The organism is Tardiphaga sp. GW822-FHT04G09 (assembly GCF_058800725.1).
In genome coordinates this window covers 46,622-62,651 of sequence record NZ_JBXAMO010000024.1, presented here as the reverse complement: position 1 = coordinate 62,651, position 16,030 = coordinate 46,622, and the positions used below count along the sequence as shown (strand labels likewise).

13 protein-coding genes are annotated in these 16,030 nt (G+C 64.2%); 12 read left to right on the top strand and 1 reads right to left on the bottom strand.

The window, feature by feature from the left end:
• Positions 1-211 precede the first annotated feature (211 nt).
• From rsmH to murG, 9 genes are all read left to right on the top strand, one after another.
• Positions 212-1,207 (top strand): 16S rRNA (cytosine(1402)-N(4))-methyltransferase RsmH, encoded by a 996-nt coding sequence (gene rsmH, locus AC1RLZ_RS27275; RefSeq protein WP_493191178.1) that lies wholly within the window; start codon positions 212-214, stop codon positions 1,205-1,207.
• A gap of 2 nt (positions 1,208-1,209) precedes the next feature.
• Positions 1,210-1,602: a cell division protein FtsL gene (gene ftsL, locus AC1RLZ_RS27270; RefSeq protein WP_493191177.1), complete on the top strand. Its 393-nt coding sequence runs from the start codon at positions 1,210-1,212 to the stop codon at positions 1,600-1,602.
• Positions 1,599-3,362, top strand: a complete 1,764-nt coding sequence (locus tag AC1RLZ_RS27265; protein WP_493191176.1) for a peptidoglycan D,D-transpeptidase FtsI family protein — start codon at positions 1,599-1,601, stop codon at positions 3,360-3,362. Before ftsL ends, AC1RLZ_RS27265 begins: the two co-directional genes overlap by 4 nt.
• 92 nt (positions 3,363-3,454) lie before the next feature.
• Entirely contained in the window at positions 3,455-4,912 is a 1,458-nt protein-coding gene (locus AC1RLZ_RS27260; RefSeq protein ID WP_493191175.1) for a UDP-N-acetylmuramoyl-L-alanyl-D-glutamate--2,6-diaminopimelate ligase, read from the top strand.
• Complete coding sequence (locus tag AC1RLZ_RS27255; RefSeq protein WP_493191174.1) at positions 4,909-6,345, top strand: UDP-N-acetylmuramoylalanyl-D-glutamyl-2,6-diaminopimelate--D-alanyl-D-alanine ligase; 1,437 nt, start codon at positions 4,909-4,911, stop codon at positions 6,343-6,345. Before AC1RLZ_RS27260 ends, AC1RLZ_RS27255 begins: the two co-directional genes overlap by 4 nt.
• A gap of 10 nt (positions 6,346-6,355) precedes the next feature.
• Complete coding sequence (mraY, locus tag AC1RLZ_RS27250) at positions 6,356-7,438, top strand: phospho-N-acetylmuramoyl-pentapeptide-transferase (protein ID WP_093760528.1); 1,083 nt, start codon at positions 6,356-6,358, stop codon at positions 7,436-7,438.
• A gap of 4 nt (positions 7,439-7,442) precedes the next feature.
• Positions 7,443-8,840: a UDP-N-acetylmuramoyl-L-alanine--D-glutamate ligase gene (gene murD / locus AC1RLZ_RS27245; protein ID WP_493191173.1), complete on the top strand. Its 1,398-nt coding sequence runs from the start codon at positions 7,443-7,445 to the stop codon at positions 8,838-8,840.
• Positions 8,841-8,973: 133 nt separating this feature from the next.
• A complete protein-coding gene (gene ftsW, locus AC1RLZ_RS27240; protein ID WP_116660795.1) occupies positions 8,974-10,122 on the top strand; it encodes a putative lipid II flippase FtsW in 1,149 nt (382 codons plus the stop codon).
• Entirely contained in the window at positions 10,119-11,222 is a 1,104-nt protein-coding gene (gene murG, locus AC1RLZ_RS27235) for an undecaprenyldiphospho-muramoylpentapeptide beta-N-acetylglucosaminyltransferase (RefSeq protein ID WP_493191172.1), read from the top strand. Before ftsW ends, murG begins: the two co-directional genes overlap by 4 nt.
• A 94-nt stretch (positions 11,223-11,316) precedes the next feature.
• Here the strand turns inward: murG and AC1RLZ_RS27230 are convergent, their stop codons facing one another.
• Positions 11,317-12,219 (bottom strand): LysR family transcriptional regulator, encoded by a 903-nt coding sequence (locus AC1RLZ_RS27230; RefSeq protein WP_493191171.1) that lies wholly within the window; start codon positions 12,217-12,219, stop codon positions 11,317-11,319.
• 130 nt (positions 12,220-12,349) lie between these two features.
• Here AC1RLZ_RS27230 and AC1RLZ_RS27225 point away from each other — a divergent pair, with 130 nt between their 5' ends.
• The 3 genes from AC1RLZ_RS27225 to murB all read left to right on the top strand — a co-directional run bounded on the left by AC1RLZ_RS27225 (position 12,350) and on the right by murB (position 16,024).
• Complete coding sequence (locus AC1RLZ_RS27225; protein ID WP_493191170.1) at positions 12,350-13,522, top strand: MFS transporter; 1,173 nt, start codon at positions 12,350-12,352, stop codon at positions 13,520-13,522.
• 172 nt (positions 13,523-13,694) lie between these two features.
• Positions 13,695-15,098 carry a UDP-N-acetylmuramate--L-alanine ligase gene (gene murC, locus AC1RLZ_RS27220; protein WP_493191169.1) on the top strand — a complete coding sequence of 468 codons (1,404 nt, stop codon included), beginning with the start codon at positions 13,695-13,697 and terminating at the stop codon, positions 15,096-15,098.
• Positions 15,056-16,024, top strand: coding sequence for a UDP-N-acetylmuramate dehydrogenase (gene murB / locus AC1RLZ_RS27215; protein WP_493191168.1), 969 nt, complete (start codon positions 15,056-15,058; stop codon positions 16,022-16,024). The genes murC and murB overlap by 43 nt, the downstream gene beginning before the upstream one ends.
• The last annotated feature ends 6 nt before the right edge of the window (positions 16,025-16,030 follow it).

Below are 16,030 nucleotides of genomic sequence, written 5' to 3'. Positions count from 1 at the left end.
TCCATGCGGACGTCCGGCCTGCCTCGCGCGAAACGCGGGTGGCGCGTTGAATGGAACCCGTAATTGCGCGGCGATCGGGCTTTTCAGGAGGAAAAGCCGGGCGGCGCGCCGACAGTTGAGGCGACATGGGCCAGTTGGTGTCCAGTTTGATTTTACGCCTCGATGCGAAGGAACGGAACGCGCTGTCTGTACGCTTCCGGCGGCCGCGCGCATGAGCACGCCCGATACCCGACATATCTCCGTTCTCGGCGTTGAAGCCGTCGATATGCTGAGCCCGCGCGCGGGCGGCATCTATGTCGACGCCACATTCGGCGCCGGTGGCTATTCCCGCGCCATTCTCGCGACCGAGGGAACCCGTGTTATCGCCATCGATCGTGACCGGACCGCCATCGCCGGTGGGTTCGATCTGGTCGACAAGTCCGACGGCCGTCTCACGCTGGTCGAAGATCGCTTCTCCAATCTCGCCGATGTCTGCATTTCGCAGGGCGAACCGCTCGTCGATGGCGTCGTGATGGATGTCGGCGTGTCATCGATGCAAATCGATCAGGCCGAGCGCGGCTTCTCGTTCCGTTTCGACGGCCCGCTCGACATGCGCATGAGCCAGCACGGCCCAACCGCGGCGGATGTTGTCGCGAAGGCCTCCGAGGCCGATCTCGCCAATATCATCTATATCTTCGGCGAGGAGCGGCACTCCCGCTCCGTCGCACGTGCGATCGTCGCCGCGCGCAAGGAAGCGCCGATCGAGACGACGAAACAGCTCGTCGATATCGTGCAGAAGGTCGTGTGGGCCAAGCCCGGCGAAATCCATCCGGCGACGCGGACGTTCCAGGCGCTACGCATCTTCATCAATGAAGAGCTCGATGAACTTCATACTGCGCTGGCTGCGGCCGAGCGCGTGCTGAAGCCGGGCGGCCGGCTGTCGGTGGTCTCGTTCCATTCGCTGGAAGACCGCATCGTCAAGAATTTCATGGTCGAGCGCAGCAAGACCGGCGGCGGATCGCGGCATCTGCCGGAGATCGCCCAGTCCAGGCCGCGCTTCTCGCTCGTCAACAAGCGCCCGATCATCGCGGGCGACGAAGAACTCAGGGCCAATCCGCGCGCGCGCTCGGCGAAGCTGCGCGGTGCCGAGCGCACCGATGCGCCGGCACAGGATGCCGGTCCGTTGCCGGGCTGGCCGACGCTCGCCTCCGTGATGAAGGGAGGCTGACCATGCGGATCATCCACCTTCTCGTCATTGCCGTTCTCGTCTTCGCCGCCGCCTATGTCTATCGCATCAAGATGGAATCCACCGTGCGCACCGAGAAGGTGCTGCGCCTGCACGCCGACATCCGCGAGCAGCGCGATGCCATTGCGTCGCTGCGCGCCGAATGGGCCAAGCTGGATGCGCCGATGCGGTTGCAGGGCCTCGCCGAACGTCATCTCAAACTGCAGCCGATGACGGCACAGCAATTCGACACGTTGAAGAACCTGCCGGACCGGCCGTCGAATTTCGCCAAGCCGGGCGAGCCCGATCCAATCGGCGCGATGCTCAATACCATCGATCCGGATATCGTGACCGGCTCGGTGCCCGCATCAGAGCTACGGCCGGAGGATCCGCAGTGACAGGTCAGCCGCTCGACCCGAACAAACCGATCACCCGGCCGCCGGAGCCCTGGCGCCAGCGTCTGATCCGCAGCCTGCTTTACGGGCGCAACGTCGATCGCGCGGCGAAGGCGCGTGCGCGTGTTGGCCTCGCTATGATTGCATTCGGCGGCGTCTACGGCATCATCGCCGTGCGTCTCATCATGTTCGCCGTCAATGGCGATGCCCATGCCGAACGTCGCGCCACGCGTGACGCCATTGCGACCGCACGCCCGGATATCGTCGACCGCAACGGTGCGATCCTTGCGACCGACGTGAAATCGCCGTCGCTGTTCTCGGAGCCGCGTCGCATCATCGACAAGGACGAAGCGGTCGAATTGCTCACTGGCGCGTTGCCCGATCTCGACAGCGCCGAAGTGCGCGAGCGGATCATGAGCAAGAAGGGCTTTGCCTGGCTCAAGCGCGAGATCACGCCGCAGCAGCAGCGCGACATTCATCGCCTGGGTATTCCCGGCATCGGCTTCCTGCGCGAGAACAAGCGCGTCTATCCGAGCGGAGCGGCGGTCTCGCATCTGATCGGCCTGACCAATATCGACAATCAGGGCATCGCCGGCATCGAGAAATGGCTCGACACCAACGGCCTTGCCGATCTGCATCGTGCAGGCTTTGCTTCGGACCGTCTGCAGAAGCCGGTCGAACTCGCCGTCGATCTACGCGTCGAGCACGCGCTGCGCGACGAACTGCTCAAGGCCAAGGCGAAGTACAGCGCCAAGGCAGCGTCGGGCCTTGTGTCCAATGTGAAGACCGGCGAGATCGTCGCCATGGTCTCGCTGCCCGACTTCGATCCGAACAATCCGAAGGAAGCGCACGATCCCGACCGTATCAACCGACTGACCACCGGCGTCTATGAAATGGGCTCGACCTTCAAGACCCTGACGCTGGCAATGGCGCTGGACAGCGGCAAGGCCAATCTGAATACCATGTATGATGCGCGCTATCCGCTCAGCTATGGCAAGTTCAAGATCCACGACACCCATCCGGTGCCGCGTCCGATCTCGCTGGCCGAAGTCTTCACTTTCTCGTCCAATGTCGGCGCCGCGAAGATCGCGCTCGGGCAGGGCGTCGAAGCGCACAAGGCCTTCCTGAAGAAAGTCGGCCAGCTCGATCGCCTGCGCACCGAACTGCCGGAGAGCGCGATGCCGATCGTGCCGAAGCGTTGGGGCGAGTTGAACACCATCACGATCGCATTCGGTCACGGCATGGCTGTGGCGCCGCTGCAGGCGGTGATGGGCGTCAATGCGATGATCAATGGCGGGCTGCTGATCCCGCCGACCTTCCTGAAGCGCACCGAAGAGGAAGCGCGGGAGATCGGCAAACGCGTCATCAAGAAAGAGACCAGCGACAAGGTGCGTTACATGATGCGCCTGAATGCCGAGACCGGTTCGGCGCGGCAGGCCGAAGCCAGGGCCAAGGGCTACTATCTCGGCGGCAAGACCGGCACGGCCGAAAAGGTCGTCAACGGCCGCTATTCCAAGAAGCAGGTGCTGAATTCCTTTACCGCCGTGCTGCCGATGGACAATCCGCAATTCCAGGTTCTGGTGATGCTGGACGAGCCGAAGGCGCTGCCGGAAACCCATGGTTTCATCACCTCGGGCTGGAATGCTGTGCCGACGGGGGGCAATGTAATCGCCCGCATCGCGCCGCTTTTGGGACTTGAGCCGCGCTTCGATCTGGCGCCGTCCGACCGCCTTATTCTTGCGACATCCAAGGTGACTCAGTAACGCCGCATCTGCGCTTTACAGCCGGTGCAAAATGCGGTTTGCGTGGCGTTGCGGAACCCGATGTGTCCTCGATCTGGCCTGCCCGGAGCAGCATGAAACTACGCGATTTGTTCAGTCCTGATACCGTGATGGAGGAGTCCGCAAGGGACGTTGCCGTCACCGGACTCGCTGTGGACAGCCGCGCGGTCAAACCGGGCGATTTGTTCTTTGCGCTGGCCGGCGCCAAGACCGACGGTGCGCGCTTCATCACGCAGGCACTGGCGTCGGGCGCTGTCGCTATCGCGGGTGACCATCATCCCGGTGGACTGTCTGTGCCCTTTGTGAGCACGCGCAACCCGCGCCTGGCACTGGCTCTCGCCGCAGCCAGATTCTATCCGCGCCAGCCTGCGGTCATCGCCGCCGTCACAGGAACATCGGGCAAGACCTCTGTCGCGTCCTTTGCGCGCGAGATCTGGGGCCGCCTTGGATATGCTTCCGCGAGCATCGGTACCATCGGTCTGGTGTCGCCGAAGCGCACCATCTATGGCTCGCTGACCACGCCGGATCCGATCTCGCTGCACAAACAGATCGACGAGATTACTGGCGAGGGCGTGACGCATCTGGCGCTGGAAGCATCGTCGCACGGCCTCGATCAGTTCAGGCTCGATGGCGTGCGCGTCTCTGCCGCCGGCTTCACCAATCTGTCGCGCGATCACATGGACTACCATCCGGACGTGGCGCACTATCTTGGTGCCAAGCTCCGGCTGTTCCTCAATCTGGTTGTAGACGGCGGCGTGGCCGTGATCGCGGCCGATCACGAGCATTCGCCGCAGGTGATCCATGCGGCGCAGTCGCGCCATTTGCGTCTGATGAAGGTTGGTCGCAAGGGCGACGGCGCAGGCGAGGGCATCCGCCTTGTCGACGCTTCTGTCGAAGGCTTTGCGCAGAAACTCACGCTCGAGCATCGCGGCAAGACGCGCGCGATCACGCTGCCTCTGGTCGGCGAATTTCAGATCGAGAATGCGCTCGTCGCGGCCGGCCTCGTCATCGGCACCGGTGGGGATGTCGATGCAACATTCGCTGCGCTTGAACATCTCCAAGGCGCCAAGGGCCGTCTCGAGCAGGTCGGTGCGCATAACGGCGCGCCGGTCTTCGTCGACTATGCGCACAAGCCCGATGCGCTGGCCAAGGCGCTGCAGGCGCTGCGCCCCTATGCCAGGCGCAAGCTCGTCGTCGTGTTCGGCGCCGGCGGCGATCGCGACGCCGGCAAGCGGCCGCTGATGGGCGAGATTGCCGCCGAGAATGCCGATACGGTGATCATCACCGACGACAATCCGCGCAGCGAAGAACCTGCAACCATCCGCGCGGCGATCCTGGCAACTGCAAAGGGCGCGACCGAAATCGGCGATCGTGCCGAGGCCATTCGTTTTGCGATCGAGAACCTGCAGCCCGGCGATGCCTTGCTGATCGCGGGCAAGGGGCATGAGACCGGACAGATCGTCGGTGATCGCACGCTGCCCTTCAGCGATCACCAGGCCGCCGCAGCGGCGCTTGCCAAGAGGACTGCATGAGCGAGTTTCTTTGGACATTGGCCGCGATGGCCGACGCGATGCAGGCATCCACTCGGGGCGCGCTGCCGGAAGGCATTACCGGCATCTCCATCGACACCCGGACCATCAAGCCCGGCGAGGCCTATTTCGCGATCAAGGGCGATGTGCATGATGGCCATGCTTTTGTCGAAGCCGCGCTGAAAGCGGGCGCCGGTCTCGCTGTCGTCGAAGCCGCGCAGCGCGACAAGTTTCCGGCCGATGCGCGCCTGCTGGTGGTCGATGACGTACTCGCAGCTCTCGTCGAGCTCGGTCAGGCGTCGCGCGCACGCCTGAAAGCGCAGGTCATTGCGATCACCGGCTCGGTCGGCAAGACCTCGACCAAGGAAGCGCTGCGCCGTGTGCTGGATGCGCAAGGCAAGACCCATGCGTCGGTGGCTTCGTTCAACAATCACTGGGGCGTGCCGCTGACACTGGCGCGCTGCCCGGCCGATGTGCGCTTTGCGATCTTCGAGATCGGCATGAATCATGCGGGCGAGATCGAAGCGCTCGTGAAAATGGTGCGGCCGCATTTCGCCGTCATCACCACCGTGGAGCCGGTGCATCTGGAATTCTTCGCCAATGTCGAAGCCATTGCCGATGCCAAGGCTGAAATTTTCTCCGGGCTCGAACCCGATGGCGTGGCGATCCTCAATCGCGACAATGCACAATTCGCGCGTTTGCAAAAAAGCGCAAAGAAGGCCGGTGTCTCGCGCATCGTCTCGTTCGGTGCCGACAAGAAGGCTGAGGCGCGGTTGCTCGACGTCTCATTGCACCCGACCTGCTCGGCGGTGCACGCCAATATCCTTGGCCATGACGTCACCTACAAGCTCGGCATGCCCGGCCGCCACATGGCGATGAATTCGCTGGCCGTACTCGCCGCCGCCGAATTGATGGGCGCCGATCTCGTCCACGCCGCCTTGACGCTGTCGCAGGTTGTGCCTGCCGCGGGCCGCGGCGTTCGCCATGTGCTCGAAGTCGGGGGCGGCGAGGCGACGCTGATCGACGAGAGCTACAATGCCAATCCGGCCTCCATGGCGGCAGCGATCAACGTGCTCGGCGCGGCGGCAGTCGGGCCGAAGGGCCGCCGCATCGCGGTGCTCGGCGACATGCTCGAACTCGGCGCCGATGGCGCGAAACTTCATGCCGGGCTGCTGGAGGCGGTCCAGTCCAACGGTATCGATCTGGTATTTTGCTGTGGTCCCCTGATGCGCAACCTTTGGGATGCTCTTTCCACGGGCAAGCGGGGCGGCTATGCCGGGGATGCGGCGGCGCTCGAATCGCAGGTGCTGGCCGCGATCCGCGCCGGTGATGCCATCATGGTCAAGGGCTCGCTCGGTTCGAAGATGAAACCGATTGTCTCCGCGCTCGAAAAGCGCTTTCCCGGCAACGCCGCGCTCGACGACGCTGCGGTATAGGGCGGACTGAATGTTCTACTGGCTGATCGATTTTGCGGGCACCGTGCCGGTGTTCAACGTGTTCCGCTACATCACCTTCCGCACCGGCGGCGCGGTAGTGACCGGCGCACTGTTCGTGTTCTTGTTCGGCCCCTGGATCATCGACAATCTGCGCCTGCGCCAGGGCAAGGGCCAGCCGATCCGCACCGACGGCCCTCAGTCGCATCTGGTCAAGGTGGGCACGCCGACCATGGGCGGGCTGATGATCCTGTCCGGCCTCGTGGTCTCCACGCTGCTTTGGGCCAATCCGCGCAATCCCTATGTCTGGATCGTGCTGGCGGTGACGCTCGGCTTCGGCTTCGTCGGTTTCTATGACGACTATCTCAAGGTGACCAAGCAGAGCCACAAGGGCTTTGCCGGCCGCACGCGCCTTATGATCGAATTCATCATCGCGGGCGCCGCCTGTTTCGCTTTCGTGAAGCTCGGCCGCGATCCGCTGTCGTCCTCGCTGGTGATCCCGTTCCTCAAGGACGTGATCGTGAATTTCGGCTGGTTCTTCGTGCTGTTCGGTGCCTTCATCGTCGTCGGCGCCGGCAATGCCGTGAACCTCACCGACGGTCTCGACGGCCTCGCCATCGTCCCGGTCATGATCGCGTCGGCAAGCTTCGGCATGATCGCCTATCTCGCCGGCAACGCGGTGTTCTCTGATTACCTGCAGATCAACTATGTCGCGGGCACCGGCGAACTCGCCGTGCTCTGCGGCGCTGTGCTGGGCGCCGGCCTCGGTTTCCTGTGGTTCAATGCGCCGCCGGCCTCGATCTTCATGGGCGACACCGGTTCGCTGGCGCTGGGCGGTATGCTCGGCTCCATCGCGGTGGCCGTGAAGCACGAGATCGTGCTCGCGGTGATCGGCGGCCTGTTCGTGCTGGAAGCCGTCTCGGTGATCGTGCAGGTCACGTCCTTCAAGCTCACCGGCAAGCGCGTGTTCCGCATGGCGCCGATCCATCATCACTTCGAGCAGAAAGGCTGGACCGAGCCACAGATCGTCATCCGCTTCTGGATCATCTCGGTGATGCTGGCGCTGGTCGGCCTCTCCACGCTGAAGCTGCGGTGAGATCGTGATCCCGGTCACATCCTTCGCCGGCAAGACCGTCGCCGTGTTCGGCCTCGGCGGCTCCGGCCTCGCGTCCTGTCACGCGCTGCAGGCGGGCGGCGCCGAAGTCATCGCCTGCGACGACAGCATCGACCGCATGGTTGAAGCCACGCAGGCCGGCTTCATCACCGCCGATCTGCGCACGGTGGCATGGGGCAGCTTCGCGGCATTGATCCTCACACCTGGCGTGCCGCTGACGCATCCGGCGCCGCACTGGACGGTGGTTGCAGCGCAGGCCGCGGGCGTTGAAGTGATCGGCGACATCGAACTGTTCTGCCGCGAACGCAAGCTGCACGCGCCCGATGCGCCCTTCGTTGCCATCACCGGCACCAACGGCAAATCGACGACGACGGCGCTGGTCGCGCATCTGATCCGCGAGGCCGGTTTCGATACGCAGATGGGCGGCAATATCGGCACCGCGATCCTGTCGCTGGAGCCGCCCCGCGCCGGCCGTGTCCATGTCATCGAGATGTCGTCCTATCAGATTGATCTGACGCCCTCGCTCGATCCGTCCGTCGGCATCCTGCTCAACATCACGCCGGATCATATCGATCGTCACGGCACGCTGGCGCATTACGCCGCGGTGAAGGAACGTCTCGTTGCCGGCGTGCAGTCCGGCGGCACGGCGATCATCGGCGTCGATGACGACTGGTGCAGCAAGGCGGCCGACCGCGTCGAGCAATCCGGCAAGCGCGTGGTGCGCGTCTCCGTCGAACATCCGCTCGCCGATGGACTCACGATCAAGGGCAGCACCATCGTGCGCAATGCCGGCGGCGCGCAGAGCGATGTCGTCGATATCGCCGGTATCGGCTCGCTGCGTGGTCTGCACAATGCGCAGAACGCAGCCTGCGCCTCGGCGGCGGCGCTTGCGCTCGGCGTCAGCCCGGATGTGCTGCAGAAGGGGCTGCGCTCGTTCCCCGGCCTTGCCCATCGCATGGAGCAGGTCGGGCGCCAGGGCGCGACCTTGTTCGTCAACGACTCCAAGGGCACCAATGCAGACGCCGCCGCGAAGGCGCTGTCGTCCTTCAACGACATCTTCTGGATCGCCGGCGGCAAGCAGAAGGAAGGCGGCATCACGTCGCTCGCCGAATTCTTCCCGCGCATCCGTAACGCATATCTGATCGGCGAAGCGGCCAATGATTTTGCGCAGACCCTGGATGGCAAGGTGGCCTACGAGATCAGCGTGACGCTGGATGTCGCGGTGGCCAATGCCGCGCGCGATGCCGCCGAAGCCGGGCTCGCCGAGCCCGTCGTGCTGCTGTCGCCGGCCTGCGCCTCGTTCGACCAGTTCCGAAATTTCGAGATTCGCGGGGATCGGTTCCGGGAACTGGTGCTGGCGCTGGATGGGGTGAAGGCGGTTTAGTTTCTTTACCTCTCCCCGCATTGCGGGGGAGAGGTAAGCCAGCCCCATTCCCTCCAAATTTTCACAATCCATTAACCGTCTGGCAACCACGATGGCCCATCGATAGGAGTTCATCGACCCGCAGGACGCGCTTATGATCTCTCGCGAACAACGCACCCCGCTCAGCGAATGGTGGTGGACCGTGGACCGCCTGCTGCTGGCAGCGATCATCGCGCTGATGCTGGCCGGGGTGATCCTGTCGCTGGCGGCCTCGCCGCCGGTGGCGACCCGCATCGGGCTCGATCCGTTCCACTTCTTCAACCGCCACATCCTGTTCCTGGTGCCGTCCGTCATCGTGCTGATCGGCGTGTCCTTCATGACGCCGCGGCAGATCCGCCGGTCGGCCCTTGTGGTGTTCGCGATCTCCATCGTGCTGATCCTGGCCACCTTGCTGATCGGGCCGGAAGTGAAGGGCGCCAAGCGCTGGATCACCATTCTCGGCATCAACATCCAGGCCTCGGAATCCGCCAAGCCGGCCTTCGTGGTCATCGCCGCATGGCTGTTCTCGGAATCCGCCCGCAAGCCGGAGATGCCGGCGACCTCGATGGCGATCGTGCTGCTGATGATGCTGGTGTCGCTGCTGGTGATGCAGCCTGACTTCGGTCAGACCATGCTGATCCTGATGGCCTGGGGCTCGCTGTTCTTCATCGCCGGCATGCGCATGGTCTGGGTGTTCGGCCTCGGCGCCACCGCCGCAGGCGGGCTATTGATGGCTTACTTCCTCGTGCCGCACGTCGCCGGCCGTATCAAACGCTTCATGGATCCCGCTTCGGGCGACACGTTCCAGGTCGATACCGCCATGGAAGCCTTCTCGAATGGCGGCTGGTTCGGCCTCGGGCCGGGCGAGGGCATTGCCAAGCGCAGCCTGCCGGACAGCCACACCGACTTCGTCTTCGCCGTCGGCGCCGAGGAATTCGGCATTCTCCTGTGCCTTGCGGTGCTCAGCCTGTTCGCCTTCATCGTGATCCGCGCCATGTCGCGCGCCTACGCCACCGAAGATCTGTTCTCGCGTTTCGCCGCGTCGGGTCTCGCCATCCTGTTCGGCGTGCAGGCGGCGATCAACATGGCGGTGAACCTGCATCTGATCCCCGCGAAAGGCATGACACTGCCATTCATCTCCTATGGCGGCTCGTCGATGATCTCGCTGGCTTATAGCGTCGGCATGCTGCTCGCTTTGACCCGGATGCGCCCGCGCACCGAAGTGGAGGCGATCGACGCCCACGTCGCGCGCACTTACGCGTGATGAGCACCGCGCCCCTCATATTGCTCGCGGCGGGCGGCACCGGCGGACATCTGTTTCCGGCGGAGGCACTCGGCGTCGCGCTGATGAAGCGCGGGCTGCGCGTGCGCCTCGTTACCGACGCGCGGGCACTGAAATATAGCGGGCTGTTTTCGCGTGAGATGATCGATGTCGTGCCCAGCGAGACGCTGCGATCACGCAATCCCATCTCGCTGGCGCGCACCGCCATCATGCTGGCCACGGGCACGGCGATAGCACTCAATCTCATGCGCACGCTGAAGCCGGCCGCCGTGATCGGCTTCGGCGGTTACCCGACAGTGCCGCCGCTGTTTGCCGCGCGCCTGTTCGGCATTCCCAGCCTGATCCACGATTCAAACGCCGTGATGGGCCGCGCCAATCGCATGCTGTCCGGCAAGGTCAGCGCGATTGCCACGTCGCTGCCCGGTGTGCTCGATCGCGATCCCGAATTGTCGAAGAAGACGACGACGACAGGCACGCCGATGCGCCCGGCGATCCTTGCGGCGGCTGCCGTGCCTTACGTGGCGCCCGATCTCACCGGGCCGCTGCGCCTGCTCGTGGTCGGCGGCAGCCAGGGTGCGCGCATCATGGCCGATATCGTGCCACCGGCCATCGAACGTCTCGAACCGGCGCTGTGGAATCGCCTCGTGCTCACGCAGCAGGTCCGCGATGAGGACATGAGCCGCGTGCGTGCCGTCTATGACAGGCTCAAGATCAAGGCCGAACTCGCGCCGTTCTTCAGTGATCTTCCCGCGCGCCTCGCATCGAGCCAACTCGTGATCTCGCGCTCCGGCGCTGGCACCGTCGCCGAACTCGGAGCCATCGGTCGGCCGTCAATCCTGGTGCCATTGCCCGGCGCGCTCGATCAGGATCAGTTCGCCAATGCCGGTGTGCTTGCAGACGCCGGTGGCGCGCTCCGCATCGCACAGGCCGATTTCACGCCGGATCGCCTGGCGGCGGAAATATCCGAGCTGGCCGGCGAGCCATCGCGATTGACGGCCATGGCCGCGGGGGCGCGCAAGGTCGGCAAGCTCGATGCGGCAGAGCGGCTGGCGGATCTGGTGATGAAGGTGGCGAAGATCTAGTCTTCGTTTCCCGTTCTCGTCGTTCCGGGGCGTCGGAGTGCGACGAAGTCGCATGCAGGCGAACCCGGAATAACGAGTGTGGGGCGAGCGTGAACTACAGCCTCACCGTCTCCACCAGATAATCCAGAAACGCGCGCACCCGTGCCGGCAATTGTCCGCCATGGCCGACGAACACCGCGTGGATCGGCTCGATGTCGCCGGGATTGAACGCTTCGAGCACCGGCACCAGCCGGCCGGCCTTGATATCGGCCTCGACGTGAAATCGGGCCAGCCGTGCGAGGCCCATGCCGGCCACGGTGAGGCGCTGCATTGCTTCGCCGTCGCTGACGAGCGCATTGCCTGACGGCATCACGGCGATCGTCTCGCCGTCGATCTTGAACGGCCAGCCGTTCTCCCACTTGGCGAAGCCGAAACGCAGCAGGTTATGTCCAGCAAGATCATCCGGTGTCTTCGGCGTCCCGCGTTCTGCGAGATAGCCGGGCGAGGCCACCACGACCATCCGGCTCTCGCCGAGCTTGCGCGCGAGCAGGCGCGACCCGCGCATCAAGCCGACGCGAATGGCGACATCGGCGCGCTCTTCAAGGAGATCCACGACGAGGTCGGTCAGAACGACCTCGACCTTGATATCGGGATAGCGCTTCGCGAAGTCAGGCAGCAGCGGCAGCAGGAGACGCAGGCCGAAGGGCACGCTGGTGTTGACGCGCAGCAACCCGCTCGGTGTTGCGCCAATCGCGGCTTCGCGTTCGGCCGCGCTGATCTCGTCGAGAATGCGCAGCGCGCGCTCATAGAAGGCGCTGCCTTCGGGCGTCAGTTGCAGCTTGCGGGTCGAGCGGTTGATGAGGCGCACGCCGAGCCGCGCTTCCAGCCGCGCCACCAGCTTGCTCACGGCAGAGGGGGTCATCCGGAAGGCGCGGGCGGCGGTCGAGAAACCGCCGAGTTCGACCACCCGGGTGAACACTTCCATTTCGCCGGAGCGATTGACGTCGAGCCGCGACATAAGGCTTCACTTGGTGAAGTGAATTCAATTCACAAATATTGTGCCTATGGCATGTCTATCTCATCAATCTCCCGAGGTCCACATCTCCCGCTGTCGGGCATCTGGCCCGCTTCATCCACGGGACACGATCATGCCTCTCGCACTTTACGCGCTTACCGCCGGCGCCTTCGGAATTGGCGTCACGGAATTCGTCATCATGGGTCTGCTGATCGAGGTCGGCGGCGATCTCGGCGTCTCCATCTCGGCCGCCGGGCTGCTGATCTCCGGCTATGCGCTGGGCGTCGTGGTCGGTGCGCCGATCATGACCGTCGCCACCGGGCGCTGGCCGCGCAAGACCGTGCTGCTGGTGCTGATGGGCATCTTCACGGTGGGCAATCTCGCTTGTGCCGTGGCACCGGATTACTGGAGCCTGATGGCGGCCCGCGTGCTGACAGCCTTTGCCCATGGCACCTTCTTCGGTGTCGGTTCGGTGGTGGCGACAACGCTGGTGCCTGCCAACAAGAAGGCCTCGGCGATCGCGGTGATGTTCACCGGCCTCACGGTGGCGAACATTCTCGGCGTGCCGTTTGGCACCTGGCTGGGGCAGGGCTTCGGCTGGCGCTCGACCTTCTTCGCGGTAACGCTGGTCGGCATGCTCGCTTTTGCGATCATCGCATTCTTCGTGCCGAAGGATCATGACAAGCCTGCGCCCTCTAATCTGAAGCAGGACCTCGCGGTGCTCGCACGACCGCAGGTGCTGATGGGCCTGCTGACGACGGTGCTGAGCTGGGTCGGCGTTTTCGCGGTGTTCACTTACATCGCGCCTATCCTGACGCGGCTCGCTGGCTTTTCCGATGCCGCAGTGTCGCCGATCCTGCTCGTGTTCGGCGGTGGTCTTGTCGTCGGCAATCTGGTCGGCGGTCGCTTTGCCGATCGCTGGCTGATCCCGACGGTGCTCGGCAGTCTGGCGGCGCTCGCGGTGGTGCTGGCGCTGATGACCTTCGCCACGCATAGCCAGATCGCAGTGGTGATCTTCGTTGCATTGCTCGGCGCCGTTGCCTTCGCGACAGTGCCGCCGCTGCAGATGTGGGTGCTTGAGAAGGCCCAGGGCGCGGGCCAGAGTCTGGCGTCGAGCTTCAACATCGCAGCGTTCAATCTCGGTAATGCGATCGGCGCCTGGCTTGGCGGCGCCGTCATCGATCATGGCAGCCTGGCTTCGGTGCCGTGGGTCGCGGCATTGGCTCTGCTGGCAGCGCTTGGCGTGGCGCTTTACGCAATCAGCCGTGACCGGGCACGGCTCCCGGTTCCCGCGGCGGCGGAGTAGGCGCACCATCAGCAAAAATGGCGGATTCGCCTGATCCGCAAGCCAAATATCTGTCTTTTCCGTCATGGCCGGGCTTGTCCCGGCCATCTGCGTCTGTTTGAAGGAGTCATCTGCTAGAACACGACTTGGATGCCCGGCACGAGGCTGGGCTGACGAAAGATAGAGACGCATCATGAGACTGCCGCGCGAGATCGGACCCATTCACTTTGTCGGTATCGGCGGCATCGGCATGAGTGGCATTGCCGAAGTGCTGTGCAATCTCGGTTACACCGTGCAGGGCTCCGACGCGTCCGAGAGTGCCAACGTCAATCGTCTGCGCGAAAAGGGCATCACCATCCATGTCGGCCACAAGGCCGATAACGTGTCGGGCGCCGATGTGCTCGTGGTCTCCACTGCGATCAAACGCGACAATCCGGAACTGATGGCCGCGCGCGCGCAGCGCATTCCCGTTGTCCGTCGCGCCGAGATGCTCGCCGAGCTGATGCGACTGAAGTCGTGCGTCGCCATCGCCGGCACCCATGGCAAGACCACCACGACATCGATGGTCGCGGCTCTGCTCGATGCCGGCGAGCTCGATCCCACGGTGATCAATGGCGGCATCATCAATGCCTACGGCACCAATGCGCGCCTCGGCGCCGGCGAATGGATGGTGGTGGAAGCCGACGAGAGCGATGGCACGTTCCTGAAGCTGCCCGCCGATGTCGCCATCGTCACCAATGTCGATCCCGAACATCTCGATCACTTCAAGACCTTCGACGCCGTGCAGGACGCGTTCCGCAATTTCGTCGAGAACGTCCCGTTCTACGGCTTCGCCGTGATGTGCATCGATCATCCCGTGGTACAGACCATCGTCGGCAAGATCGAGGATCGCCGCATCATCACCTACGGGCAGAATCCGCAGGCCGATGCGCGCCTCGTCGATCTGAAGCCTGCCAATGGCGGCTCGTCCTTCAAGGTCGCGTTCCGCGATCGCAAGGCCGGCACCGCCCATGAGATCGACAATCTGCTGCTGCCGATGCCCGGTCGCCATAACGCGCTCAATGCGACAGCGGCGATTGCAGTCGCACATGAGCTCGGCATGTCGGACGAGGCGATCCGCAAGGCCATCGCCGGCTTCGGCGGCGTCAAGCGTCGTTTCACCAAGACCGGCGAGTGGAACGGGGTCACCATCATCGACGACTACGGCCACCATCCGGTGGAGATTTCCGCAGTGCTGCGCGCCGCGCGTGAAAGCACCGCAGGCAAGGTCATCGCCGTGGTGCAGCCGCATCGCTACACGCGCCTGCAGTCGCTGTTCGAGGAGTTCTGCACCTGCTTCAACGACGCCGACACGGTGATTGTTGCCGACGTCTATCCCGCCGGCGAAGCACCGATCGAAGGCATCGACCGCGATAATTTCGTGCTCGGCCTGCGCGCGCATGGCCATCGCGAGGTGATTCCGCTGCAGGAATCCGCGGCGCTTGCGCGTCTCGTCGCGGGTGTTGCGAAATCAGGCGATACGGTCGTCTGCCTCGGAGCCGGCAACATCACGCAATGGGCTTATGCTTTGCCGGGCGAATTGAAGGCGCTGGGCTGAGCGTGAGCAGCTTCCCCGACATCACCCCCGATCTCAAATCGGCGATGCCCGATCTGCGCGGGCGCTTGCTGGCGAACGAATCCCTCGCGCCGCTGACATGGTTTCGTGTCGGCGGTCCGGCGCAGGTGCTGTTCACCCCGGCGGATGAGGACGATCTCGCTTATTTCCTGTCGAAGCTGCCGGGCGATATCCCGGTCACCGTGGTCGGCGTCGGCTCCAATCTCATCGTGCGCGATGGTGGCATTGCAGGCGTCGTCATTCGCCTGAGTCCGCGCGGCTTCGGTGCTGCGTCCGCCGAAGGTGATGTCGTCAGCGCGGGCACAGCTGCGCTCGACAAGCGTGTGGCGGAAGCTGCGGCGGCGGCGAATATCGGTGGGCTTGAATTCTACTTCGGCATTCCCGGTTCAATCGGCGGCGCGCTGCGGATGAATGCCGGCGCCAATGGCGGTGAGACCAAGGACGTGCTGATCGAAGCCACCGGCATCGGACGTGATGGCACGAAACACGTGTTCGACAATGCCGGCATGGCGTTCGTCTATCGCAATTCCGGCGTCGATCCGTCGATCATCTTCACCTCGGCGAAATTCCGCGGTGGCATCACGGAGCCCGCAGCCATCCGTGCGCGGATGGGGGACGTACAGGCGCATCGCGAGACCGCGCAGCCGATCCGCGAAAAGACCGGCGGCTCGACCTTCAAGAACCCGCCGGGGCACAGCGCGTGGAAGCTGGTCGATGCTGCCGGCTGCCGCGGTCTGCGCGTCGGCGGCGCACAGGTGTCGGAGATGCACTGCAATTTCCTGATCAACACCGGCGATGCCACGGCGAGCGACATCGAAACGCTCGGCGACACCGTGCGCGCGCGCGTGTTGGCGCAATCGGGCATCGACCTGCATTGGGAAATCAAGCGGATCGGCGTCGCGCCGTAACGCGCG

What these genes read in the sequence shown, in the direction of transcription:
- AC1RLZ_RS27260 (WP_493191175.1), top strand. Translation starts at nt 3,455, where the DNA reads ATGAAACTACGCGATTTGTTCAGTCCTGATACCGTGATGGAGGAGTCC.
- AC1RLZ_RS27225 (WP_493191170.1), top strand. Translation starts at nt 12,350, where the DNA reads ATGCCTCTCGCACTTTACGCGCTTACCGCCGGCGCCTTCGGAATTGGC.
- AC1RLZ_RS27230 (WP_493191171.1), bottom strand. Translation starts at nt 12,219, where the DNA reads ATGTCGCGGCTCGACGTCAATCGCTCCGGCGAAATGGAAGTGTTCACC.
- murB (WP_493191168.1), top strand. Translation starts at nt 15,056, where the DNA reads ATGGGCTTATGCTTTGCCGGGCGAATTGAAGGCGCTGGGCTGAGCGTG.
- murC (WP_493191169.1), top strand. Translation starts at nt 13,695, where the DNA reads ATGAGACTGCCGCGCGAGATCGGACCCATTCACTTTGTCGGTATCGGC.
- AC1RLZ_RS27255 (WP_493191174.1), top strand. Translation starts at nt 4,909, where the DNA reads ATGAGCGAGTTTCTTTGGACATTGGCCGCGATGGCCGACGCGATGCAG.
- rsmH (WP_493191178.1), top strand. Translation starts at nt 212, where the DNA reads ATGAGCACGCCCGATACCCGACATATCTCCGTTCTCGGCGTTGAAGCC.
- mraY (WP_093760528.1), top strand. Translation starts at nt 6,356, where the DNA reads ATGTTCTACTGGCTGATCGATTTTGCGGGCACCGTGCCGGTGTTCAAC.
- ftsW (WP_116660795.1), top strand. Translation starts at nt 8,974, where the DNA reads ATGATCTCTCGCGAACAACGCACCCCGCTCAGCGAATGGTGGTGGACC.
- ftsL (WP_493191177.1), top strand. Translation starts at nt 1,210, where the DNA reads ATGCGGATCATCCACCTTCTCGTCATTGCCGTTCTCGTCTTCGCCGCC.